Source organism: Amycolatopsis sp. CA-128772 (assembly GCF_002904295.1).
GTDB lineage: Bacteria > Actinomycetota > Actinomycetes > Mycobacteriales > Pseudonocardiaceae > Amycolatopsis.
Genome location: NZ_PPHG01000072.1, coordinates 241,310 through 265,814, shown reverse-complemented (window position 1 = coordinate 265,814; position 24,505 = coordinate 241,310). Strand labels below are relative to the sequence as shown.

General features: G+C 74.1%; 20 protein-coding genes. 16 read left to right on the top strand and 4 right to left on the bottom strand.

The genetic code is table 11. The features are described from left to right. The first annotated feature begins 211 nt into the window (after nt 1-211). Complete coding sequence (gene nrfD, locus C2L59_RS27115; protein WP_103352304.1) at nt 212-1,249, top strand: NrfD/PsrC family molybdoenzyme membrane anchor subunit; 1,038 nt, start codon at nt 212-214, stop codon at nt 1,247-1,249. 23 nt (nt 1,250-1,272) lie between these two features. Here the strand turns inward: nrfD and C2L59_RS27110 are convergent, their stop codons facing one another. Beyond that, nucleotides 1,273-1,689 (bottom strand): STAS domain-containing protein, encoded by a 417-nt coding sequence (locus tag C2L59_RS27110; RefSeq protein WP_103352303.1) that lies wholly within the window; start codon nt 1,687-1,689, stop codon nt 1,273-1,275. Nucleotides 1,690-2,142: 453 nt separating this feature from the next. On the opposite strand from C2L59_RS27110, the gene C2L59_RS27105 reads away from it, so the two are divergent. From C2L59_RS27105 to C2L59_RS27090, 4 genes are all read left to right on the top strand, one after another. Beyond that, nucleotides 2,143-3,519, top strand: a complete 1,377-nt coding sequence (locus C2L59_RS27105) for a protein kinase (protein WP_103352302.1) — start codon at nt 2,143-2,145, stop codon at nt 3,517-3,519. 204 nt (nt 3,520-3,723) lie between these two features. After that, nucleotides 3,724-5,067 (top strand): serine/threonine-protein kinase, encoded by a 1,344-nt coding sequence (locus C2L59_RS27100; protein WP_199199268.1) that lies wholly within the window; start codon nt 3,724-3,726, stop codon nt 5,065-5,067. 138 nt (nt 5,068-5,205) lie between these two features. Next, nucleotides 5,206-6,273, top strand: coding sequence for a LacI family DNA-binding transcriptional regulator (locus C2L59_RS27095; protein ID WP_103352300.1), 1,068 nt, complete (start codon nt 5,206-5,208; stop codon nt 6,271-6,273). Nucleotides 6,274-6,334: 61 nt separating this feature from the next. After that, the gene (locus tag C2L59_RS27090; RefSeq protein WP_233223716.1) at nt 6,335-6,760 is read left to right on the top strand and encodes a hypothetical protein; all 426 of its coding nucleotides are present in this window, start codon (nt 6,335-6,337) and stop codon (nt 6,758-6,760) included. Between the two features lie 155 nt (nt 6,761-6,915). Here C2L59_RS27090 and C2L59_RS27085 read toward each other — a convergent pair whose 3' ends face one another. Next, a complete protein-coding gene (locus C2L59_RS27085) occupies nt 6,916-8,025 on the bottom strand; it encodes a substrate-binding domain-containing protein (protein WP_233223715.1) in 1,110 nt (369 codons plus the stop codon). Then, a complete protein-coding gene (locus tag C2L59_RS27080) occupies nt 8,025-9,812 on the bottom strand; it encodes a heparinase II/III family protein (RefSeq protein ID WP_103352298.1) in 1,788 nt (595 codons plus the stop codon). The genes C2L59_RS27085 and C2L59_RS27080 overlap by 1 nt, the downstream gene beginning before the upstream one ends. A gap of 105 nt (nt 9,813-9,917) precedes the next feature. Here C2L59_RS27080 and C2L59_RS27075 point away from each other — a divergent pair, with 105 nt between their 5' ends. The 9 genes from C2L59_RS27075 (at nt 9,918) to C2L59_RS27035 (ending at nt 22,400) form a co-directional block, all read left to right on the top strand. Beyond that, on the top strand, nt 9,918-11,234 hold the full coding sequence (locus tag C2L59_RS27075; RefSeq protein ID WP_103352297.1) for an ABC transporter substrate-binding protein: 1,317 nt from the start codon (nt 9,918-9,920) through the stop codon (nt 11,232-11,234). Beyond that, nucleotides 11,234-12,166 carry a carbohydrate ABC transporter permease gene (locus tag C2L59_RS27070; RefSeq protein ID WP_103352296.1) on the top strand — a complete coding sequence of 311 codons (933 nt, stop codon included), beginning with the start codon at nt 11,234-11,236 and terminating at the stop codon, nt 12,164-12,166. Before C2L59_RS27075 ends, C2L59_RS27070 begins: the two co-directional genes overlap by 1 nt. 101 nt (nt 12,167-12,267) lie before the next feature. Beyond that, nucleotides 12,268-13,077: a carbohydrate ABC transporter permease gene (locus C2L59_RS27065; RefSeq protein ID WP_103352295.1), complete on the top strand. Its 810-nt coding sequence runs from the start codon at nt 12,268-12,270 to the stop codon at nt 13,075-13,077. Further along, complete coding sequence (locus tag C2L59_RS27060) at nt 13,074-14,087, top strand: hydroxyacid dehydrogenase (RefSeq protein ID WP_103352294.1); 1,014 nt, start codon at nt 13,074-13,076, stop codon at nt 14,085-14,087. Before C2L59_RS27065 ends, C2L59_RS27060 begins: the two co-directional genes overlap by 4 nt. A 38-nt stretch (nt 14,088-14,125) precedes the next feature. Further along, nucleotides 14,126-16,048, top strand: a complete 1,923-nt coding sequence (locus C2L59_RS27055) for a DUF2264 domain-containing protein (protein WP_103352293.1) — start codon at nt 14,126-14,128, stop codon at nt 16,046-16,048. A gap of 165 nt (nt 16,049-16,213) precedes the next feature. Further along, entirely contained in the window at nt 16,214-17,854 is a 1,641-nt protein-coding gene (locus tag C2L59_RS27050) for a beta-1,3-glucanase family protein (RefSeq protein ID WP_103352292.1), read from the top strand. A 147-nt stretch (nt 17,855-18,001) separates the two neighbouring features. Further along, nucleotides 18,002-19,600, top strand: a complete 1,599-nt coding sequence (locus C2L59_RS27045) for a phospholipase D-like domain-containing protein (RefSeq protein WP_158263115.1) — start codon at nt 18,002-18,004, stop codon at nt 19,598-19,600. A gap of 15 nt (nt 19,601-19,615) precedes the next feature. Then, a complete protein-coding gene (locus tag C2L59_RS27040) occupies nt 19,616-20,269 on the top strand; it encodes a DUF2278 family protein (protein ID WP_103352290.1) in 654 nt (217 codons plus the stop codon). 493 nt (nt 20,270-20,762) lie between these two features. Beyond that, nucleotides 20,763-22,400 carry an alpha-amylase family glycosyl hydrolase gene (locus tag C2L59_RS27035; RefSeq protein ID WP_103352289.1) on the top strand — a complete coding sequence of 546 codons (1,638 nt, stop codon included), beginning with the start codon at nt 20,763-20,765 and terminating at the stop codon, nt 22,398-22,400. A gap of 300 nt (nt 22,401-22,700) precedes the next feature. On the opposite strand, the gene C2L59_RS27030 is transcribed toward C2L59_RS27035, so the two are convergent. Next, complete coding sequence (locus C2L59_RS27030; RefSeq protein ID WP_103352386.1) at nt 22,701-23,018, bottom strand: AsnC family transcriptional regulator; 318 nt, start codon at nt 23,016-23,018, stop codon at nt 22,701-22,703. Between the two features lie 185 nt (nt 23,019-23,203). Between C2L59_RS27030 and C2L59_RS27025 the strand changes: the two genes are divergently transcribed. Together C2L59_RS27025 and C2L59_RS27020 are read left to right on the top strand one after the other, a co-directional pair. Continuing rightward, nucleotides 23,204-24,136: a TerC family protein gene (locus C2L59_RS27025; protein ID WP_103352385.1), complete on the top strand. Its 933-nt coding sequence runs from the start codon at nt 23,204-23,206 to the stop codon at nt 24,134-24,136. Beyond that, entirely contained in the window at nt 24,133-24,504 is a 372-nt protein-coding gene (locus tag C2L59_RS27020) for a bacteriophage spanin2 family protein (protein ID WP_103352288.1), read from the top strand. The genes C2L59_RS27025 and C2L59_RS27020 overlap by 4 nt, the downstream gene beginning before the upstream one ends. Nucleotide 24,505 lies beyond the last annotated feature (1 nt).

The window sequence follows — 24,505 nt, the reverse complement described above, 5'->3', positions numbered from 1 at the left end:
ACGTGAGCCGACCCGAGCCCCGCGAGCCCGCCCAAAGCGGCAGCGCACGCGAAAACCTCACCGCGCACGTGAGCCGACCCGAGCCCCGCGAGCCCGCCCAAAGCGGCAGCGCACGCGAAAACCTCACCGCGCACGTGAGCCGGCCCGAACCGCGCGAACCCGCCCCACGCGGCAGCACACGTGACCACCCCACCGCGCCCGGGAGGCTCCGATGAGCGAAGACCCCCTGCTGCGCGAACCCCGCAGCGACGCCGGAGCCGCCGACACCGGCGCCCGTGTCTTCAGCCGGCGTCGCAAACGTGGCGGCGGTGACGGCACGCGCGAAGAACCCATGGTGCCGCGGGCCGAATTCCGGTCCTACTACGGGCGGCCCGTGCTCAAGCCGCCCGTCTGGGAATGGAAGGTGCCCGCCTACCTCTTCACCGGCGGGCTCGCGGCCGGCACCTCGCTGCTGGCCGCCGGGGCCGATCTCACCGGGCGGCCCGCGCTGCGGCGGGCGGGGCGGACCGGTTCGCTGGCCGCGCTGCTGGCCAGCGTCTACCTGCTCGTCGCCGATCTCGGGCGGCCCGAACGGTTCCACCACATGCTGCGGGTCGCGAAACCGACGTCCCCGATGAGCGTCGGCACGTGGATCCTGAGCGCGTTCGGCCCCGGGGTGGGCGTCGCGGCGGCGGCCGAGGTGCTGCCCGCCGGCCTGCGGCGCACGCTGCCCGGCCGGCTGCTGCGCGCGGTGGCACGGCCCGCGGGGCTGTCGTCGGCGGTCGTCGCGCCGGCCGTTGCTTCCTACACCGCCGTGCTGCTGTCCCAGACCGCCGTGCCGGCCTGGCACGAAGCCCATCCGCAGCTGCCGTTCGTCTTCACCGGCTCGGCGGCCGCGAGTTCCGGCGGCTTCGCGATGGTGCTGGTGCCGGTCGCCGAGGCCGGGCCGGCGCGGGCGCTGGCCGCGTTCGGCGCGGTGACGGAGCTGGCGGCGTCGAAGATGCTGGAGCACCGGCTCGGGCTCGCCGCCGAGGCGTACACGACGGGAAAGGCGCACCGGCTGAGGAAGTGGTCGGAACGGCTGACCGCCGCCGGTCTGCTCGGCGCCCTGCTCGGGCACCGCAGCCGCGCGGTGTCCGTGGCCGCGGGCACGGCATTGTTCGCCGGCAGCGCGCTACAGCGGTTCGGGGTGTTCGAGGCCGGCGTGGCGTCCACAAAGGACCCCAAGTACGTCGTCGTGCCCCAGCGGCAGCGCATGGAACAGCCCTGACCCCCGCGGCTGGCGGGTAGCGGTCACCCGGTCCCGGGCAGCAGCCGCGGCAGCACTTCGAGCCAGTCCAGGGCGGCGGTGACGCTGCGGTGGACCGGCAGCACGTGCTCCAGCCCCAGCACCCGGATCGGCCGCAGGACCGGCCGCCGGTCGGCGGCGATGGCGAACGGCACGCCGCTGACGTGCGCCTCGGACGCGGCGACCAGCAGTTCGGTGATGCCGCCGGACCCGCAGAAGCCGACACCGGTGAGGTCCAGGACCAGGGCGCGCGGCGCGAGGTCGAGCTCGTCCCCCAGCCGGCTCCGGAGCCGGCCGACGGCGGCCAGGTCGACGTCACCGCGGACGGTGACGATCGTGGCCTCCGCCGTCGCGGTGACCCGCAGGGTCATCCCGGCGGGGAGGTCGACGCGGTGGCGCGGAGCGGCGAGCTGGTCGAGCACACGGCCTCCTCGGAGCGGGGGACGGCCGGGGACGCGGTCCCCGGCCCGCCTGCGGCGGCGCGCAGGCGAACGGGCGGACGGCTCCCGGCTGAACCGCGACACCCCACACCGTACGCCTCACGCCCACCGGCCCGCACGGGGCGGGATTCACCGCACCCGGCGGCTTTCCGGCCGATCCTCACGCCGCCCCGGGTCAAGCAGCTGCTTCAGTCCGCTCCCGGAACGCCGGCAGCTCATCGCCGCCCGCGCGCCGCGGGGCCCGGCGAAGCCGGCACCGCGAGCGCGGCGGTGCTGTATCCACAATGGACTACCGGCCCATTCGTCGAAATCGGCGAACGGGCCGATCACGATAACGGTTTTCGCCCGAGTGACCGGGCGAACTCCCCGTGCGCGCCCGTTCTCTGCTAAAAAGTCCCTCGTTCACGAAGTTCGCCGAGCGACGCAGGGGTACGGGTGGCTTTCGAGGAACAGCTCGTGAGCGGGCGCTACCGGATCCTGGGACGCATCGGCCGCGGGGCGATGAGCGTGGTGTGGCAGGCCAGGGACGAGCGGCTGGACCGGGTGGTCGCCGTCAAGCAGTTCCTGCACGAGCCCGGCAGCGGGTCGGCGCCCGCCGGGACCTGCGAACGGGCGATCCGCGAGGCGCGGCTGGCGTCGCGGCTGCGGCACCCGCACGCCATCACGGTGTACGACGTCCTCGAGGACGCCGGCTCGATGTACCTGGTGATGGAGTACGTGCCGGCCCGGTCGCTGACCGACCTGCTCGTCGAGCGCGGGCCGCTGCCGCGGTGCGACGTGGTCCGGCTCGGGCGGCAGATCGGGGCCGCGCTGGCCGCCGCGCACGGGGACTGGATCCTGCACCGGGACGTCACCCCGAACAACGTGCTCGTCGCCGATGACGGCACCGCGCGGATCACCGACTTCGGGGTGTCGCGGGCGCTCGGCGAGCACCCCGCGACCGAAGACGACGTCATCGTCGGCACCCTCCCCTACCTGGCCCCCGAGGTCGCCCGGGGCGGCGAGGCCGGCCTGCCGTCCGACGTCTACGGGCTCGGCGCCACGCTCTACACCGCGCTCGAGGGCGCGCCGCCGTTCGGCACCAGCGACGACCCGATCACGCTGCTGCGGCGGATCACCGAAAACCAGCTCGTCCCGCCGCCGCACGGCGGTCCGCTCACCGCCGTGCTGATGCGGATGCTCGAACGCGATCCCGCCGCGCGCCCGGCCATGCAGGAGGCGGTCGCCCTCCTCTCGGCGGTCGGGCGGCCGGCCCCCGCGGCCCCGCCCCGCCGGTCCCGGCTGCGCCGGGTCGCCGTGACCGGGGCCGCCGTGTGCGTGACCTCGGCGTGCGTGGCGGCCGGGCTGGCCTTCACCGGCGAGCCGGAGACCACCGCCGCCCCCGTCGAGCGTCCCCCGACGACCGTCACCGCGGACCGGACGGTCAGCGCCACCACGACGGCACCCGCGCCGCGGCCGGCCCGGGCCACCGAAGCACCACCGGCGCACCCGGCCGCGCCGGCCGCCGGCGGGTGCACCGCCCGCTTCGAAGTCACGAACTCCTGGCCGGGCGGCACCCAGGCGGAGATCACCGTGCACAACGACCGGCCGGCGCGGCTGTCCGGCTGGACGGTGACGTGGGCGCTGCCCGGCGGCGCCGCCATCCGCGACCTCTGGAACGGGACGCTCACCCGGGCCGGCTCGACGGTGACCGTCACCGACGCGGGCTGGAACGCCCTCCTGGAGCCGGGCGCCTCGGCGTCGTTCGGGCTGATCCAGGACGGCACGGACGGCCGGGCCGCCGTCCCCGTGCTCGGCTGCCGGCCGAACTGACGCGCGGAATACCGTTACCGTTCCGACACAACCGGATCGGCCGTTTTTCCGTAGCGCACAAAAACGCTTTCCGTGAGCCGGCCCGGAATCGTCGAAGGCGATTTCCGGAACCACCCGGGTGAGTGAATTCCGCGCGGACGCCGAACGCCGCGGCCGAACGGGCCGTGTTGGGCGTGGACGGCAACCGCAGAGGGGAGCTCGCCCGTGTACGAAGGCGCAGTGATCGCCGGCCGCTACCGCGTGCTCGGCCGGGCCGGGCACGGCGCGATGGGCACCGTGTGGCGGGCGCGGGACGAACGGCTCGACCGCGTCGTCGCGATCAAGCAGCTGTTCGGCGACGCCGGCGCCGACGCGGCCGCCGCCGAACGCACCCGGGCCCGGACGCTCCGGGAGGCCCGCGTGGCCGCCCGGCTGCGCCACCCGCACGCCGTCGTCGTCTACGACGTCGTCGAGCACGATGCCGCGTCGTACATCGCGATGGAGTACCTGCCGTCCCAGACGCTCACCGAGGTCCTGGAGGGCGAAGGCCCGCTGGTGCCGGAGTACGTGGCCGAGCTCGGCGGGCAGCTCGCCTCGGCGCTGGCCGCCGCGCACGCCGAAGGCGTCCTGCACCGCGACATCAGCCCGAACAACGTCCTGGTCACCACCGACGGCACCGCGAAGATCACCGACTTCGGGGTGGCGCACGCGCACGGCGAAGGCACCGCGACCGGGCGCGGGCTGGTCGTCGGGACGCCGGCGTACCTCGCCCCGGAGGTCGCGGACGGCGCCGACGCCGGCTTCCCGTCCGACGTGTACTCCCTCGGCGCGACGCTCTACGCGGCCCTCGAAGGCCGGCCGCCCTCCGGCACCGACCACAACCAGCTGGCCCTGCTCAAGCGCGTGGTCCGCGGCGAGGTCCGCCCGCCGCGCACCACCGGCCCGGTCACCGACGTCGTCCTCCGGCTCCTGCACCGGGATCCGGCCGCCCGCCCGACGATGGCCGAGGCGGCGCGGCTGCTCGGCCGCCGCGCCTCCGGGGGTGTGCTGCCGCCGGTGCCGGCCCCCGCGGTCGTCGAGCCCGCCCCCGCCCGGCCCCGGCGCGCCCGGGTCGTGTTCGCCGGGACCGCGCTGGTGCTGGCCGCGGCCGGGATCGTGGCCGCGACGTCGATCCCGGACCGCCCGGAGCCCGCGATCGCACCGGCCCAGCTCGCTTCGGCGCCGGCCACGACGGCGTTCGCCCCGGCCGCGGCGGCCCCGCCGCGCTGTGACGCGCGCTATCAGGTCGTGAAGTCGTGGGACGGCGGCTTCCAGGGTCTGGTGACCGTGCGCAACGGCGGGCGCGCCGGCCTCGCGGGCTGGACCGTCAGCTGGCCGACGCCGTCCGGGACGAGCATCGACGACCTGTGGAACGGCAAGCTCCTGCGGACCGGCGCCACCTCGGCGATCGTGAACGCGGAGTGGAACGGGGTGCTGCGGCCGGGCGAGACGACGACGTTCGGCTTCATCGCCCTGGCCCGCGGCGGCAACCGCGGACTCCCCGTGACCGACTGCCGTCCCGCCGGGTGAGGGGCCCGGTTCCGGCTCCGACGAAGGTGGCTTGACCAGCCCGTTGACCCCCATTATGGTCAGCCTTCACGCATTCGTGTTAACGCTAACGCTCCACCGGACAACGGACCGGACAATGGCCCGGGAAAGTGCTCGACAATGACGAATCCCCGCGACGTCGCGGAAGCACCGGTTGGAGCAGGCCGCGGCGTGGTGACGATCACCGACGTGGCGAACGCGGCCGGCGTCTCGGCGAGCACGGTGTCGTACGTGATCACCGGCAAGCGCACGATCTCCCCGGCGACGCGGCGGCGGGTCGAGCAGACCATCCGCGCGCTCGGCTACCGCCGCCGCACCGGCTCGCCGGGGCCGTCCCCGGCCCGGGCCGGCGTGCTGGCGGTCGCGGTGCCCCCGCACGGCGACCGGCACGTGGGCGTGGAGATGGAGTTCTTCTCCGCGGCCGCGGGCGCGGCTCGCGGGCTGGGCTTCGACCTGCTCCTGGTCACCGACGACGAAGGCACGGCGGGCCTGCACCGGGTGACGTCGGCGGCGCTGGCCGACGCGGTGATCGTGCTGGACGCGGGCGACGGCGACCCGCGGGTGCCGGTCCTGCTCGCCTCGGGCCGCCCGGCGGTCCTGGTCGGCGCGCCCGGCCGCCACCACGGGCTGGCCGCGCTCACGCTGGACTTCCGGCCGGCCGGGCAGGAGTGTCTCACCCACCTCGCCGACCTCGGGCACCGCTCGATCGCCCACCTGGGACCGTCTCCCACGCTGCCCGGCCACCGGCTGCGGTACCTCGAGGACTTCACCGAGGGCCTGCGGGAGGCCGCCGCCCGGCGCGGTGTGGAAGCGCTTTCCCAGCCGTGCGAGCCGACGGCCGGGGACATCGCGCGCGCCCTCGGCGAGCTCCTCACCGAGGGCGGTCCGACGGCGCTGGTCGTCCACGACGAAGCCGCGCTGCCGCTGGTGCTGGCCGCGCTGCGGCACCGCGGATTCCGGGTCCCCGAAGACGTTTCGGTCGTCGCGGTGTGTTCGGCGACGGTGGCGGAGCACCAGCGGATCGCCCCGACGGCGGTGGTGATCCCGGCCCGCGAGCTGGGTGCACTGGCCGTGGACCGGGCCGTCCGCCAGCTCGACGGGAAACCGGCCGCGGAGCCGGAATCGGTGCTCCCCCGGTTCGTCGCGGGGGAAAGCACCGGGCCGGCACCGATCGGCCGTCACCACTAGGCCGGTTCACCCCTCGCCGACGTGTTCGGAGGAAGCGCCGTGCGGTGCGCAAAAGGGGACCATGACCGGGAAGAAGCCGGTGCCGGCCGGGCGGTACCGGCTGCTCGGAACCACCGGCCGCGGGCCGGGCGGCACCCTCTGGCGGGCGCACGACGAACGGCTCGACCGGCCCGTCACCGTCCGGCGGCTGCCGCCCGGGTGCCCGCTTGACGCCGCGCACTCCGACCGCGCCCGCGCCCGGGCGATCCGCGAGGCCCGCGCCGCGATCCGGCTGCGGCATCCCCACACGCTCGTCGTCCACGACGTCTTCGAGCACGAGCTCACGCCGAACGTGGTCACCGGACACCTCGCCGCCCGCACGCTCGCCGACCTCGTCGCGCAGGACGGACCCTGTGCCCGCACCGGGTTGCCGCCCTCGGCGCCCAGCTCGCGTAGGCGCACGCCGACAGCGTGCTGCACCGCGGGATCAGCCCCGGGCACGTGCTGATCACCGACGGCGGAACGGCGAAGATCGGCGGCTTCGGCCTGGCCCGCCGTTCCGCGACCACCCCGTCGTCCGCGGCGGACGTACACATGTCCCGTTCGGCGGAGCGCAGGAGGTGATCCGGCTCCGGTAACTCCGCGCGGGCGGACTCGACGATTTCACGCCGGCGTCGACTCCGGGTCGCCGCCGCAAGACTCGCGCACCACGAGCGTCGGCCACAGCTGCAGGCGGTGGACCGGCCGGCCGGTCGTGTCGGCGAGCCGGGCCAGGGCCAGTTCCGCGGCCACCGCCCCGAGGCGGTGCTTCTGCGGGCAGACCGCCGTCAGCGGCGGGTCCGAAGCCGCCGCGACCTCGTCGTCGTAGGTGACCACCGCGAGTTCGCCGGGCACCGCGATACCGCCGTCGCGGGCTCGCTCGATCAGGCCGATCGCCTCGCGGTCGGAGTGCACCAGCAGGGCGCCGACCCCGGCCCGGCGGCAGCGGGCCAGCAGCGCGTCGTACTCCGCCGCCCAGCCCGGGGTGCCGTAGACCGGGACGTCGAGATCCGGCGACGTCCCGGGGTCCAGGCCCAGGGAGCCGATCGTCTCGCGCCAGCCGGTGCGCAGGGCCCGGCTGGTCGGGCTGGACCGGGACGTGACCAGCCCGACGCCGCGGTGGCCGAGGGACACCAGGTGCCGCACGGCCAGGCCCGCGCCCAGCGCGTGCGCGGTCGTGGCCGCGTCCAGGGCCAGCGTGGGCAGCTCCGGCGGCGGCAGGCGTTCGACCAGGACCACCGGGACGTTGAGCGAGCCCAGCCAGCGCAGCAGGTCCAGCGCGCCGCGCCCGCTGGTGGCCGGGGCGGCCAGCAGCGTCTGCACGCCGCGTTCGAGCAGCTTGGTGACCTGACGGCGGTCCTCCGCCGCGTCGTAGCTGGACGCGCGCAGCACGAGCCGCCCGCCCGCGGCGGCCACGGTGGCCTGCGCGCCCTGGACCACCGGCGGCCAGTAGTACTCCACCGACGGCGTGACCATGCCGACCAGCGCGCCGGGCACGACCGGGCCGAACACCGAGGCGGTGGCGCGCCCGGGCTCCGGCGGGCCACCGCGGGGCCGGGTCAGGGTGACCCCGCCGTGCACCCGCGTCAGCAGCCCGCGGTCGGCCAGCTCGGTGACGTCCCGGCGCACGGTGACCGCGGTGACGCCCAGCCGCTCCACCAGCTCGGTGAGCCGGACCGCGCCGTGTTCGCGCACCAGGGAAAGGATCAGCTGGTGCCGTTCGGAGGCGAGCATCACCGGACCTGCTCCAGCCGGACCCGCGCCGGGCCCTCCCGCACGAGCAGGGTGAGCCGGGTGAGGTGCTCGCCCCAGGCCGCCCGCAGCAGCGGGTCGGCCAGGACCCGCCGCTCGAGTTCCGCAGTGGTGTGCCGGGGATCCCAGCTCAGCCGCACCCGGACCCCGTTGCGGGACACCGAGGCTTCGCCCGTCCCCAGCTCCACCGCACCGGCCAGGACGTGCCGGAGCCGGACCGGCCGGACGCTGTCGTCGTCCGCCACGACGACGTGGGCGGGAGCGCCGCGGACCAGCCGCACCGACCGGATCCAGCGGGCCACGCCCGGGTACGCGCCGGCGAGGTCCGCGGACAGCGTGGCCCCGGCCGCGGTGAGCGCCACCCGGACGTCCCGCGCCCCGGACGCCTCCCCCGGTTCCTGCGTGACGCCCGGCTCCGGGACGTTGTGCCACTCGCTGCGCAGCGGCCAGGCCCGGTAGCGATCCGGTCCGAAGCTCCCCGCGGTGTAGGTCGGCTGGCCGACGTCGGCCACCACCGGGACACCGTCGGCCGCCACCCAGAAGGAACCCACGTCGAGGTGGTTGTGCCGTTCCCCGTTGTGCCCGGCCTTGACCGCCACGGTCAGGCCGCGCGCGGTGCCCGCGGTCTCCCGCGCCACGAGCACCTGCACCCGCGGCAGCCACTCCTCGCGCGCCAGCCAGGGTTCGCCCGGTTCCGCCGCCGCCACGGCCGCCCGCCAGCGCGGGTCGGCCAGGCCCGAGAGCGCGCGGCCCAGCCCGGCCTCCGGCCACACGAGCCGGCCGCCCGCCCGGGCCCGGCCGGCCGCGAACGCGCACACGGCGGCGTCGCCGAGCCGTTCGCCCCACCGGTGCAGGACGTGCCACGGCTGGGCCGGCGAGAGGTGGGCCGGGGCGTCGCCGGCGTTGACGAAGGCGTCGCCGCCCAGGTGCATCCGGTGCGGGAAGCGGATCAGCTCCGCGAGCACGGGCGGCTCCGGCGCGTCCACGCCGAGCAGGTCGAGGCACTCCAGCAGCCGGCAGGCGCCGTGCCACCAGTAGGCGGCGCCCTCGTCGATGCCGCCGTCGTCGGGCAGCACGGCGACGTAGTGGCCGAGCCCTTCGACGACCAGCTCCACCAGCCGCCGGCGGCGCTCTTCGTCATCGACGAGCAGGAGCGCGGCGGTGAGGACGGCGCTGTGGATCCACGGGTTCCAGTTGTGCGCGTCGCCGTCCAGGCCGAGCCAGTGCCAGTCGCGGATCCGCTCGAACGGCGTCAGGACGCGGAGCTCGACCTCCCGGCGCAGACGTTTGCGCACCCCGGGCGCGCGGAGGTCGAGGTGCGGGCCGAGGGCGTGATCGGCCCACGCGAACAGCGACGCGACCTCGGCCGCGCCGAGGTCGAGGAACGGGTCGCCGGGATCGGCCAGCACCTCCCCGCGCGCGGCCGTGTGCCGGTCGTGCGGCGCCCAGCACCAGGTGGTCGCCTCGGCCAGGGCGACCAGCCCGTCGATCGCGCCGTCGAGGAACGGGACCTCGTCCGGTGGGGCTTCGCCGGTCAGCACCGCGGCCAGCACCAGCGTGGTCACGCGTTCGCGCAGCTCGCGGGCGGCGTCTTCGTACTCGGTGCGGACGCCGTCGCGGAACGTCCTGGCCCACGCCGTGGCCGTGAGGACGGGCGCCGGCCGGGCGAGCAGCGCGCGGGCGTCGGCGAGTACGGCGGCGCCGTCGGCCGCGGCCCAGACCGCCCGGTCACGGACGTCGGGGCAGCCGAAGAGCGCGCTCTCCACCATGGCGTTCCTTCGGTTCTGATCGGTTTTGATCGCTTTTGCGCTGAAATGTTGACTCGCACTATGGCACACCCCGACAGTGACAGCCATCACTTCGACGGAGGAGCAATGACGCTTCGGCGATCGGCCGGCTTGACCCGCCGGACCTTCCTGTCCGCCACCACCGGGCTCGCGGCCGCCGGCCTCGCCGGCGGCTGCACGTCCTCGACGACCACGGCGTCCGGCGCCACCCGCGTGCGCGTCTGGTCCTGGCTCACCGGCATGGACAAGTACGTCGCCGGGTTCACCGCGGCGCACCCGGACATCGCGGTGGAGCTCAACGTGATCGCGTCCGGGCTGAAGGGCGGCTACGCCCAGCAGACCAACGCCCTGCGCGCGCACAACGCCCCGGACATCCTGCACACCGAGTACCAGGGCCTGCCGCAACTGCTGACCACGGGCGGCCTGCGCGACCTCACCGCGGACCTGGCCGACCTCGAACGCGGCTACTCCCCCGCCGCCTGGGAGGGCGTGCGGCCGGGCGGGCGCACCTGGGCGGTGCCGATGGACCTCGCGCCGATGGTGCTGTACTACCGCAAGGACCTGTTCGACCGGCACGGGATCGCGGTGCCGCGCACGTGGGACGAGTTCCGCACCGCCGCGCAGGCCGTCAAGAAGGCCGACCCGGCCGCGCGCGTGACGACGTTCCCGCTCAACGACGGCTCGTTCTTCGCCGGGATGTGCTGGCAGGCGGGCGATCCGTGGTGGCGGGTCGACGGCGGCGCCTGGCGGGTGGACATCGACGGCGCGGGCACCCTGCGCACCGCGGACTACTGGCAGGGCATGATCGGCGACGGCCTGGTCGCCACGGCCCCGACCGGCGACCAGGACTGGATCGGCGCGATGCACACCGGCCGGCTGTGGGGCCTGCTCGGCGCGTCCTGGAGCGTCGGTTCGCTGGTGAAGTCCATCCCGCAGGACAAGGGCCGCTGGGCGGTCACCACCATGCCGACCTGGGACGGCGTGCTCGCCACCGGCGCGCAGGGCGGCAGCGCGTTCGCGGTGTCCGCCGAAAGCAAGGTGCCCGAGGCGGCCGTGAAGTTCCTGCGCTGGCTGAGCACCGACCCGGCCGTCGCGAAGATCGGCACGACGTTCACGACGCCGTTCCCGGCCTACCTGCCGAGCCGGAACGTCGCCCGGAACGCCTACAAGGGCGGCTACTTCCTCGGCGCCCCGGTGTACGACGTGCTCGACGAGGCCGCCCGGCGCGTCCCGGACTGGACGTGGGGCCCCAACGCCCTGCGGATGTTCTCCACCGTCGTCGACCACCTGGGCGGGGTGAAGACCGGCGGCACGACCCTGGCCACCGCCGTCCGGCAGACGCAGGCCGACGCCGTCGCCGAGCTGCGGGAGCGGGGATTGACCGTGCTGGAAGGGAAGGCCTGATGACCGTCCTCACCCCCGAGCGCGCCACGGACGTGCCGGCGCCGGAACGTTCGAGCGTCGCGGCGCGGGGCCGCCGCGGCCGCGGGCGCGCCGGCCTCGTGCTCGCGGCGCCGTTCGCGGTCCTGCTGACCGCCACCGTGCTCGTCCCGATCGGGTACGCGCTCTACCTGAGCCTGTTCACCGATCGCCTGTCCGGCCTGGGTTTCTCCGGTCCGCGGCAGGCGTTCGTCGCGCTCGGCAACTACGCCGACGTGCTCACCGACCGCGCGTTCCACGCCAGCCTCGGGAACGTGGCCCTGTTCGTCCTGGTCCACATCCCGGTCATGCTCGGGCTCGCCCTCGTGCTGGCCCTGCTGGTCGACTCCGCGGTCGTGCGGCTCAAGCGCGTGTGGTCCCTGGCCGTCTTCCTGCCCTACGCGGTGCCGACCGTGATCACCGGGCTCGTCTGGGCCTACCTCTACAGCCCGAACTCGGGGCTCACCGCGCTGCTGCCGTTCGACCCGCTGGGCAAGACCGGCATCCTGCCCTCGATCGTGAACATCGCGACCTGGCAGTGGGTCGGCTACAACATGATCATCTTCTACACCGCGCTGCAGGCCGTACCGCGGGACGTGCTGGAGGCCGCGCGCGCCGACGGCGCCGGGGGCGTCCGGACGGCGTGGTCGGTCAAGGTCCCGATGATCCGGCCGACGATGTTCGTCGCCCTCGTGTTCACCGTCATCGGCTCCCTGCAGCTGTTCACCGAACCCCTGGTCCTGCGCGGGTTCACCGGCTCGGTGACGAGCACCTGGTCCCCCGGTCTTTACGTGTACGAAGCCGCCTTCATCGCCGGCGACTACGGCCGCGCCACCGCCGCGTCCGTGCTGCTGGCCCTGGTGTCCGCCCTGCTCTCGGCGCTGGTCATGCGCCTGTCCGCCCGGAGGTCCCGGTGACCCTGTCCCCCGCAGCGACATCCGAGGCTTCGCCTCGGGCCGGGGGCTCCGCCACCCGGAACCCCCGGAAAGCAGATTCGCGGTGGACGTCACGCACGGTCGTGCACGTCGTGCTGGTGCTGGCCGCGCTCTACGCGGTCCTGCCGCTGGTCTGGCTGGTCACCTCGGCCACCAAGTCCGTCGGCGACTTCTCCACCACCGGCGCGTTCGAGCTCGGGCAGTGGAACCTCGGCACCAACCTCGGCGCCCTGTTCACCCAGGAGAACGGCGTTTTCCTGGCCTGGATCCGCAATTCGCTGCTCTACGCCGGGCTCGGCGCGGTGCTCGGCTCGCTGATCTGCGCGGGCTGCGGGTACGCGATCGCGAAGCTCGACTTCCCGGGCCGGCGCGCGCTGTTCGCGGTGACCCTGGCCGGTGTCCTGGTGCCGACCACCGCGCTGGCCCTGCCGCTGTACCTGCTGGCGTCGCAGCTGCACGTGGTCGGGACGTTCTGGGCGGTGTTCATCCCGCTGCTCACCAACCCCTTCGGCGTCTACCTCGCCCGGGTCTACGCCGAAGCCGCGGTGCCCGGCGAGGTCCTCGAAGCCGCGCGCACCGACGGCGCCGGCGAGCTGCGGACGTTCTTCACCATCGCCTTGCCGATGATGCGCCCGGGCCTGGTCACCATCTTCCTGTTCCAGTTCGTGGGGATCTGGAACAACTTCTTCCTGCCGCTGGTGATGCTGACCGACCCGCAGCTGTTCCCGATGAGCCTCGGCCTGTACCAGTGGAGCACCCGGGTGACGCAGTTTCCGCAGTACAATCCGCTCGTCATCACCGGCTCGCTGCTGGCGGTACTGCCGCTGGTGGTCGCGTTCGTGCTGCTGCACCGGCAATGGCGGTCCGGGCTGGCGGCGGGCAGCGTCCAATGACGCGGCGCCCGGAGACGCTGCTGGTGCTGGGGAAGGACACGATGCGGCTGCAGTTCGGCGACGCGGAACTGGCGCGGCTGCGGGCCACCGCCCGGCTCGGCGATCCACTGTGGACCGACGAGCTCGCTTCGGCGCCGGTGCGGGCGCGGCTGGCGGAGGTGGAGGTGCTGCTCACGTCGTGGGGCTGTCCCCCGCTGGGCAAGGAGGTGCTGCGGGCCGCCCCGAACCTGCGCGCGGTGCTGCACGCGGCCGGCAGCGTCCGCGACCACGTCGGCCCGGCGGTGTTCGACCGCGGCTTGCTGGTCACCACCGCGGCCGGCGCCAACGCCGAACCGGTCGCCCAGTACACCCTGGGCGCGATCCTGTGGGCGTTCAAAAAGGTGCCGTTCCTGGCGGCCGACGCCCGGGCGTTCCGGGAGGACTGGCGCTACCGCGACCGCCGCGGCGAGCTGTCCGGCCGCGACCGCACGGTGGTGCTGGTGGGCTTTTCCCGGGTCGGCCGTCGGGTCGCCGCCCTGCTGCGGCTGCTGGAGCTGGCCCGGGTGCTGGTCGTCGACCCAGTGGCGGATCCGGCGGAGATCCGCGCGGCGGGCGCCGAGCCGGCCGGCCTGGCCGAGGCGCTGCCCCAGGCGGACGTGCTGAGCCTGCACGCACCTTCGCTGCCGGAGACCCGGCACATGATCGGCGCGGCGGAGCTGGCCGCACTGCCACCGGGCGCGGTCCTGATCAACACCGCCCGCGGGGCGCTGGTGGACACGGCGGCGCTCGAAGCCGCTTGCGGGGAAGGGGGTCTGCACGCCGTGCTGGACGTGACCGAGCCCGAACCGCTGCCGGCCGCGTCGCCGCTGTACGACCTGCCCAACGTGGTGCTGACCCCGCACGTGGCGGGTTCGCTGGGCACGGAGACCCGGCGGATGACGGCCGAGGCGCTCGGGGAACTCGAGCGGTACGCCGCCGGCCTGCCGCCGCGGGCGCCGGTGACGCGGCATTCCCTGGCGGTGCAGGCATGACCGCCGAAACGTCCGGTATTTCGCCGTACCGCAGGGCCATGACCGCCCCGGAAGATCGGCGCCTGTCGCCCTACACCGGCTGGACGCGCGGGCACTGGACCGCCCTCGCCGACCGGATGCTCGCCGCCGTGGCCCCTTACCGGTCGCCCGGCGGCGCCCGGATCGAGCTGCCCGGCCCGGCCAGCCGCAACGGCCGCTTCTCCGACGGCCTGGAGGGGTTCGCCCGGACCTTCCTCATCGCCGGCTTCCGGATCGCCGGGGAAGGTGGCGCCGATCCGGGCGGACACCTCGAACACTACGCGCGCGGGCTGGCCGCCGGCACCGATCCGGCGTCGCCCGAGGCGTGGCCGCGGCCCGACGAGCTCGGGCAGTCCAAAGTGGAGGCCGCGTCGATCGCGCTGGTGCTGCAGCTGACCCGGCCGTGGCTGTGGGACCGGCTCGACGACCCGGTGCGGGAGCGGGTCGTCGCCTGGCTGGCGACCGTCGTCGGGCAGCCCTACCCGCCGATCAACTGGGTGTGGTTCCGGATCGTCGTCGAGTCGTTCCTGCGCGAGGCCGGCGGCCCGTGGTCGGCCGCGGACGTCGAGGAGGACCTCGCCGTGCACGCCTCGCTGCGCCGGCCCGGCGGCTGGCTCAGCGACGGCGACGAGCGCGCCTACGACCACTACACGGGCTGGGCCCTGCACCTGTACCCGCTGCTGTGGACGCACCTGTTCGACGTCACCGGCAGCCTGTGCCCCGGCGAGCTGCGCCACCGGTGGGCCGCGGACCTCCGGGACTACCTCGACGACGCCGTGCGGCTGGTCGGCGCCGACGGCTCGCCGCTCATGCAGGGCCGCAGCCTGGTCTACCGCTTCGCCGCCGCCGCGCCGTTCTGGGTCGGGGCGCTCACCGGGACGTCCCGGCTGGCCCCGGGCCTGACCCGGCGGGTGGCCGGCGGGATGGTCCGGCACTTCGCCGGCCGGGGCGCGTTCGAACCGGCCGGGCTCCTGTCGCTGGGCTGGCACCACGCCTGGCCCGCGCTGCGCCAGGCGTACTCCGGGCCCGGCTCGCCGTACTGGGCGGCCAAGGGCCTGCTCGGGCTCGCCCTGCCCGCCCACCATCCCGTGTGGACGGACGTCGAAGAGCCGCTGCCGATCGAAACCGGCGACGTCGCCCGCGTGGTCGCCGCGCCCGGCTGGCTGGTTTCGGGACGGCGGCGCGACGGCATCGCCCTGGTCGTCAACCACGGCACGGACCACGCCCGCCCCGGCGACCAGCGCTCCGACGCACCGCTCTACGCGCGGCTCGGCTACTCCACGGCCACGGTCCCGCCGCTCGGTTCCGTCCCCGACAACACGGTCGTCGTCCTCGACGCGGACGGCCGCGCGAGCCACCGGGCGGGCTTCTCGACGTGCTACGCGGTCGAACTGCCGGGCGGCGTGCTGGCGGCGGCGTCCCGGGGCCGCGTCCGGTGGGTCGACACCACCGGCGACGACGCCCCCGACCACGGCTCGGGCCGCAGCGGCCCGGTGGTACCGGGACCGGTGCTGACCGTGGTTTCCGTGGTGCGCCAGGGGGTCGAGATCCGGCTGGTGCGGCTCGGCGCCGCCGACGCCCGGGTCCGGTCACTGCGGTTGAGCGGGTGGCCGGTCGCGGCCGCCCGGCCGGTCGTGACCCGGACCGGCGGGTCCGCCACCGCGGAAACCGCCCAGCTGCGGTCCGTGCTGCGGAACCTGCGCGGCTTCACCACGGCGGACGTGGCGGTCGAAGCCGGCACGTCACCCCTGGGCGAGCGGACGGCGATCCCCTTCCTCACCACGGACGGTCCACCCGCGCCCGGCGACGTCCTCGCCGCCGTGGTCGTCCTGGACCGCGGCGGTGCCGGGGATCCCGATCCGTCCCTCACCACCGCGGGCGACCGCGTGACCCTGACCTGGTCCGACGGCCTGATCACCGAAGTCACCGCACCGAGCCCGTGATAATCCACAAAGGACAGTGAGCGGACCACCGGGCCCACTGGTCCAGGAAACGAAAGGGCAGCTTCGAGGGCCGTTAGTCCCCGACCCGGGCCGCCGGATGTTGACCCCGCCGGAACCGGTACCTACCGTCCGCCGGACACGAAAGCCCTTTCCCCAGGAGGTGCCATGCTGTCGAGGCGTACCTTCGTCACCGCGGGCCTGGCGGCCGTCGCCGGGACACCGCTGTGGTCGGCCCTCACCGCGCCGGGCGCCCGGGCGGCCGCCGCCCTGCCGCTGACCCTGAAGAACAACTCCGGCAGCGGCACCGTCTACGCCTACATCAGCGGCTCGGACACCGCCGGGCGCCCCGGGTTCGTCACCGCCGACGGCCGGTTCCAGGCGCTGCCCAACCCGTCGTCGCCGGTGACGCCGGTTCCCGACTACGCCATCCCGCTCGGCGGCTCGGGCGCGCAGCTCACCGTGACCCTGACCGACTACCTCATCGGCGGCCGGGTGTGGTTCTCGGTGGACAAGAAGATCCAGTTCTTCGTCAACCCCGGGCCCGGCCTGGTCCAGCCCGGCTTCACCAGCTCGGACCCGAACTGGCAGACGAACTGGACGTTCTGCGAGTTCACCTACAACAGCGCGAACCTCTACGCCAACATCAGCTACGTCGACATGGTGGCCCTGCCGGTGTCGATGGCCACCACCGGCGCGGCGGACGCGCAGTCGGTCAGCCCGCTGCCGAACGGCGCCCTGGGCAGCATCGCGGACGGGCTGCGCGCGCAGCACACCACCGACGGCGCACCGTGGGACCGGCTGGTCGTCACCGACGCCGGCGGCCAGGTGGTGCGGGTACTCGCGCCCGGCCACTCCCCCGTCGACTTCGGCGGCTACTGGACGAACTACCTCAACGCCGTCTGGGACCACTACCGCTCGACGCCGCTGACGATCAACGGGCAGGGCGGCATCGGCTCCTACACGGGCACGGTCAGCGGCGACGCGATCGTGTTCGGCGGCCTGAACACCAACGGGGTGCCGTTCACCAAACCGAGCGCGGCGGACATCTTCGGCTGCGCGAGCGGGCCGCTGTACAACTCCGGCAGCGACGCCCGGGGCGCGGTCGCGGCCCGCCTGGCCGCGGCGCTGAACCGCAGCAGCCTGCTGGTCGCGGGCGGCAACAACCAGCCCGACGGCGTAGCGCCTTCGCAGTACTACCGCGAGGCGACCACCAACCACTACGCGCGCCTGGTGCACCAGTACGCGTCGATCGGCTACGCGTTCCCGTACGACGACGTGGGCCCGACGGGCGCCCAGCCGGTCGACGGCCACCTCCAGGACCCGGCCCCGACGTCCTGGACGGTCGCACTGGGCCCGGGCGCGGGCGGCGGCACGACCCCGCCGGGCTCCGGCGGCACGAGCGCGTACTCGACGATCCAGGCGGAGGCGTACAACGCCCAGAGCGGCACGCAGAACGAGACGTGCACCGACACGGGCGGCGGCGTCGACGTGGGCTGGATAGCCAACGGCGACTGGCTGAAGTACGCCCGCGTGGACTTCGGCTCGAGCTCGCCGAACCAGTTCGTCGCCCGCCTGGCTTCGGGCGCGGCGGCGGGGGTCAGCGGCGCGATCAAGGCCCGGCTGGACGGCGTGTCGGGCCCGGTGATCGCGGAAATCGACTTCGCCGGCAACGGCGGCTGGCAGCAGTGGCAGACGATCCCGGCCAACATCGTGGGGGCGGCCACGGGGGTGCACGATCTGTACCTGACGTTCTCGGGGAGCTCGTCGGACTTCGTGAACGTCAGCTGGTTCACCTTCACCCGCTAGCCGGGCGGGCACCGAGCCCGTAACGGCCGTTGCGTCCCGTGCGACCCATGAATGCCGGAGCCGATCCGCTGCCGGACGGACGGCCGGCGGGGCGGAGGCACGACCATGCGGAGCCGCAGTACTGCCGATTCGATGCAGGTGCACGCCGTGGCCGGATCATACGTCGTGCTGTTCGGGATCGACCTGCCGAAGCGGGCCACCAAGGGGTTGCTCGGTTTCGCCATCGAACGGACCGATCCGGCCAAAAAGGAACGGTACTGGCTCCGCGGCATGAAGGTGTTCGAGGAGACGTCCCGCGGCATCCCGCCGGGCACCTCGGTCAGCCTGCGCGAGCACCCGCTGCAGGGCTTCCAGTGGGGTGACTACACCACCGAGCCGGACCACGAGTACGTGTACCGCGTCGTCGCGCTCTACGGGAAACCGAAGAACCTCGAGGAGCGGCGCGAGGTCTCGGTCACCGTCCGCACGGAACCCGTCGACACCGGCACGCACGCCATCCACTTCAACCGCGGGGTCGCCGCCGGCCAGGCGTACGCGCAGGAATTCGGGCGCCCGCCGCGCGACGGCGACCGCACCGACTCCGCCTACGACTGGCTGTCCCGCGGCCTCGAAGAAGCGTTGCTGGAGTTCATCGCCTCGGCCGCCGGGCCCGGGTTCGCGCTGCGCGGGTCGGTCTACGAATTCTCCTACCCGCGCGTCCTCGACGCCCTGAAGGCCGCCGCCGACCGCGGGGCCGACGTCAAGATCGTCTACGACCGGCGGGGGCGGCCCAGCACGGATCCGAAGCGCGCCAAGGTCTGGCAGCAGTCGGAACCGGCCATCGCCGCCGCCGGCCTGCAGGCGTGCATGATCCCCCGCAGGACGAACAGCGCCATCTCGCACAACAAGTTCCTCGTGCTGCTGCACGACGACGTGCCCCAGGCCGTCTGGACCGGCTCGACGAACTTCACCTGGGGCGGCTTGTTCGGCCAGTCCAACGTCGGGCACCTCGTGCGCGACCCCGCGGTCGCCGCCGGCTACCTCGACTACTGGACGCGCCTGTCCACCGACCCGGACTACGACGAGATCCGGCCGGCCGACACGAGTGCGACGCCCACCCCGGCCACGCCACCACCGGCCGGGATCTCGCCGGTGGTGAGCCCGAGAACCACCCTGGACCTGATCGACTGGTACGCCGGACAGGCCGGGCGCGCCCGGAAGTCGTTCTTCATGACCGCGGCGTTCGGCGTGCACGATAAGATCGCCGAGGCGATCGCCACCGAGTCCGACGTGCTGCGCTACCTCGTCCTCGAAGAACCGCCCGACAGCGGGGACGTGGAGTTCACCCGCGACCACGACGTCAAGGTCGCCGTCGGATCCCTGCTGAGCACGGACATCCTCGACCGCTGGACCCGGGAACAGCTGACCGGCCTGAACTTCCACGTCCGGTACACGCACACGAAGTTCATGCTCGTCGACCCGCTCGGCGACGACCCCTTGGTGATCACCGGCTCCGGCAACTTCAGCGACGCCTCGGTGCACGAGAACGACGAGAACATGCTGGTGATCCGGGGCGACACCCGGGTCGCCGACCTTTACCTCGGGGAATTCATGAGGCTGTTCAACCACTTCTACTTCCGGTACCTGCAGCAGAAGTTCCGCGACGACCCGCGCGACGTCGTCTACCTCGCCCCCGACGACACGTGGGCGGCCCGCTACTACCGCCGGAGCACCCCCGGCTACCGCCAGCGGCTGCTGTTCCGCTGATCCGAGGAGGAACCGATGCCGCTGCCCGCCTACGGCGTCCTGATCGGCACGCTGGTCTCGTTCACCCGGGAGGACCCCACCGACTTCGGGTCCTGGTACCACGGCAAGCTGACCGTGCAGGCCCCGCAGGGCCAGTACGAATGCGCGGTCGACGTGTCGACACCGAGCGGCGTCCCGGTGCAGTACCGCGAAGTGCGCAATCTCGACACGAGCCGGTTCTCCCCGGTGTCCGCCCTCGGCCCGGGCTGGCACCCCCTCGTCCGCACGGCGACCTCCGGCGCGCTCGACTACCTGCGCTCCCCCCTCCTGCGCGGCCGGGGTTGCCTGACGCTGGTCGCCGGCCCGCTGGCGGCGATGGTCAACGCGATCCTCCGGTCGCCCCGGTTCGGCTGGGTCGAGAGCACCGCGGACAACGCGCTGAACCTGCTGGAGCAACGCCTGGCGGGGTGCCGGCGGGTGTACGTGTTCGGCGCGCCGTACAGCCACGGCCTGGGCGTCCACGACATCCACTACAACCAGGGCGACCCCCCGGGACAGTTCCAGCACCTCGACGGAACCTGGCAGGACGGCGCCACGATCATCGAGTCGCCGGCCGGCGAGCTCGGCGCGTTCCTGACGAAGTTCAAGACCCAGTCACTGGAAACCGGCGACGACGGCCTCCCCACCTGATCGTTCGAGGACCGGCTGCGGGACGATGACCCCGTGAACCCCTGACCACGACCAGGTGTGTTGCTGCACGGCATGGGCGCCTGACGCTGACGCTCCTGCTGAACCGGCGCTAGCGGCGCATCGAAGACGCCGGCGGCGACCGGGCTGCGGGAGCGGCATCGCGGGCAGGTAGTCCCGGGGCGTGCCGGCTGGGGGCAATGCCGGCTTCTCATCCGGCCGGCAGAACGCAGCAGCGGCCGGTCCGGCTCCCGTGCTCGGCAACTGTTCCCTTCGGTAGGAAGGCCGCCCATGTCCCGCGGCCGGAGCCGCCACCCGCCGGTCGCGCGTGTCCTCGGCCATCCGTGACCTCCTGGGGAAGTTGACCCGGACACCAGGGGCCCGTGGACCGGATCCGGACCGTTCACGCGGCCCGGCTCGTCCCAGTGATCTCCCAACGCGCTTCCGGTGGCGAGGGGCGGCGGGGCGGCCGTGGCCCGCGTGCGAGGATCGCGGGGTGTCCCCGGCTCCCACCTCCCGTACCCGCTCCTTCTGGGACGACGCGGTCGTCTACCAGCTCTACGTCCGGTCCTTCGCCGACAGCGACGGCGACGGCGTCGGCGACCTCGGCGGGGTGATCCGGCGGCTGGACCACATCGCCGGGCTCGGTGCCGGCGCGATCTGGCTCAACCCGTGCTACCCCTCGCCGCAGGCCGACCACGGCTACGACATCGCCGACTACCGCGGCGTCAACCCCGAGTACGGCGACCTCGGAACCTTCGACCGGCTGGTCGCCGAGGCGCACGCGCGCGGGCTGCGGATCCTGATGGACCTCGTCCCGAACCACTGCTCGGAGCGGCACCCCTGGTTCGCCGCGGCGCTCGCCGCCGGGCCGGGCTCCCCCGAACGCGCCCGGTTCGTCTTCCGCGACGGCCGCGGCGACGGGCCGCCCAACAACTGGCAGTCGGTGTTCGGCGGGCCGGCCTGGACCCGGGTCACCGAACCCGACGGCACGCCCGGCCAGTGGTACCTGCACCTGTTCGCCCGCGAGCAGCCGGACTTCGACTGGCGCCACCCGGCCGTCCTGGCCGAGTTCGACGACATCCTGCGGTTCTGGTTCGACCGCGGCGTGGACGGCTTCCGCATCGACGTCTGCCACGGGCTGATCAAGGACGCGGCCCTGCGCGACTGGGACGGCGGCGGCTACAACGCCTACAGCTGGAACCGGCCGGAGGTGCACGAGATCTTCCGGCGCTGGCGGGCGCTGGCCGAGGGCTACGAGCGCGACCTGCTGCTGGTCGGCGAGGTCTGGGTGCCCGACCCGGCGGACCTCGACGACTACCTGCGCCCGGACGAGCTGCACCAGGCGTTCTCGTTCGACCTGCTCGTCCAGCCGTGGGAGGCGGGGGCGCTGCGCGGCGCGGCCGAGCGCGCGGTGGCCCGGACCGCGGTGCACGGCGCCCCGGCGGCGTGGACGCTGGCCAACCACGACGTGCACCGCGCGGTCACGCGCTACGGCATCGTCCGCCCCGAGGCGCCGCCGGAGAGCAACGACGCGTTCGCGGCCCTGATGCGCCCCCGCGGCGAGGTCGACGTCGAGCGGGGCGAGCGCCGCGCCCGCGCGGCGTTGCTGCTGCTCCTGGCCCTGCCCGGCTCGGTGTTCCTGTACCAGGGCGAGGAGCTGGGCCTGCCGGAGGTGCTCGACCTGCCCGACGCCGCCCGCCAGGACCCGGTGTTCCACCGCAGCGGCGGCCGGGAGAAGGGCCGCGACGGCTGCCGCGTTCCGCTCCCCTGGTCGGCGACCGGCCCGGCGTTCGGCTTCAGCACCGGCACGCCGTGGCTGCCCCAGCCGGACTGGTTCGCGGGCTACGCGGCGGAGGCCCAGGACGAGACGTCGACGCTGGCGCTCCACCGCCGCGCGATCCGGACGCGGCGCGAGCTCGGCCTCGGGGAACCCGGACCGGTGGAGTGGCTCGGCACGGGCGACGACGCGGTGCTCGCGTTCCGGCGCGGGGCGGTGGTGTGCGTCGTCAACACCGGGACCACGGACTTCACGCCGCCGGCGGGGTGGGGTGAGCCGGTGCTGCACAGCGCCGAGCCCGGGGTCGTCACCCCGGACGCGGCGGCTTGGCTGAGGGCCGTCGACCGGGGGTGACTCGCGGCCGGCGCCAAGGGTGACCGCGGCCGGCGCCGGGGATGACCGCGGCCAGCCGGGGGTGAGCGCGGCCGGCGCCGAGGGTGACCGCGGCCGGCGCCGGGGATGACCGCGGCCAGCCGGGGGTGACCGCGGCCGGCGCCGAGGGTGACCGCGGCCGGCGCCGAGGGTAAAGGCTGCCCACCGGAGGTGGCGCCGGGTGGCCGGGTTCAGGCGAGGAACCGCCGCACCCTCCGGGCGACGCCACCGATGGGCGCCCGAGGCGGTCACCCACAAGCGTGATCTCGGGTCCGCCCGCGGTCACCCGGCGGCCGCGGGCTCCCCGGGCTCCCCGGGCTCTCCGGGCTCCAAGCCCAGCGCCGCGACGAGGTCCGCCACCCGGTGGTGCGCCTCCAGCGGGTGGCGCAGCCGGCCTTCCGGGTGGATCCGGTAGTGGTTGCGGCGGCCGATGCGCTCGCGTTCCAGGTAGCCCTCCGCGATGAGGTCGCCGAGGATGAGCTGCACGCCGCGTTCGGTGATGCCCACGCGCGCGGCGATGTCGTGCAGCGTGCGGTCCGGATCCGCGGCCACGCACAGCAGGACGTGCGCGTGGTTGCTGAGGAACGTCCACGAAGCCATGGCGGCCACAGTAGCCGTCCGAACTTGACAGACGAAGTGGAGTTCGTCATTCTGGTGGCAGCGGAGGGGAGTACCCGCCCGGTCCGGCATCGTCAGTCCGGCTGCCCGAGAGCAGCCCGGTGCCGGCGTCACCTTCGGGTGACCGGGGAGACCTCCGGTTCGTCACCGAACCGGAGGTGTGTGTCGTGACCGTCCCCCTGTGGGCCTGGGCCGCCGTGCTGGGCGTCATCCTGGCCATGCTTGCCATCGACCTGGCCGCCCATCGGAAGACCTCCGTCGTCGGCGTCCGCGAGGCGCTCGCCTGGTCGGGCGTGTGGGTCGTGCTCGGGCTCGCCTTCGGCGCGGTGGTCTGGTGGGTCTGGGGCGCGGAGTTCGCGGGCCAGTACTTCGCCGGCTACGTCATCGAAAAGTCCCTGGCGGTCGACAACGTCTTCGTGTTCGCGATCATCTTCGGCTACTTCGCCGTCCCCCGCGAGTACCAGCACCGCATCCTGTTCTACGGCGTCATCGGCGCGCTGGTGTTCCGGGCGGTGTTCATCGCGGCGGGCTCGGTCCTGATCGCCGGTTTCGCCTGGATCCTCTACGTGTTCGGCGCGTTCCTGGTCCTCACCGGGATCCGGATGGCCTTCCACCGGGACGAAACGGTCGACTACGGCAAGAACCCGGTGCTGCGGGTGTTCCGCCGCCTCGTCCCGACGACCGACGACGACCACGGCGGCAGGTTCCTCGTGCGCCAGGCCGGCCGCTGGGTGGCCACGCCGCTGCTCGCGGTGCTGGTGCTGATCGAGGTCACCGACGTCGTCTTCGCGGTCGACTCGATCCCGGCGATCTTCGCGGTGACCCAGGAACCGTTCCTCGTGTTCACGTCGAACGCGTTCGCGGTGCTGGGCCTGCGGGCGATGTACTTCCTGCTCGCCGACGTCATGCACCGCTTCGTGTACCTGAAGCTCGGGCTGGCCATGGTGCTGGTCTGGGTGGGCGTGAAGATGCTGCTCCTGGACGTCTGGAAAATTCCGACGGCGCTCTCCCTGGGCGTGGTCGGCGCCATCCTCGCCGCGGCGGTCGCCGCCAGCCTGATCCGGACCCGCACCGCGGTCCCACGGAAGGAAAACCGATGAAGTCCCTGACGGTTGCGGTCCTGCTGGCCCTCACGCTCACCGGCTGCGGCGTGGCGGCGGAGACGGCGGGCAAGGTGGGCAACGCGGCATCGACGGCCGCGGTCTGCGCGGACGCGGTCCGGATCGCCACGACACCCCCGGACCTGACGGACCCGAAGGCCGCGGCCGACCGGGCCCACGCGGCGGCGGGCGAGCTGGAGGGTCTGGCGTCCCGCGCGGCGAACACGACGGCGGGCGAGGCGATCGACAAGCTGGCGACGACGTTGCGGGAGACCACCGTGGACGACGTGGCCACCGGCTCGGCGGAGTGGTTGCGGCAGCGGACGGAACAGGTGTCGGCGCTGACCCAGGCCTGCAGCGGCAACTGAG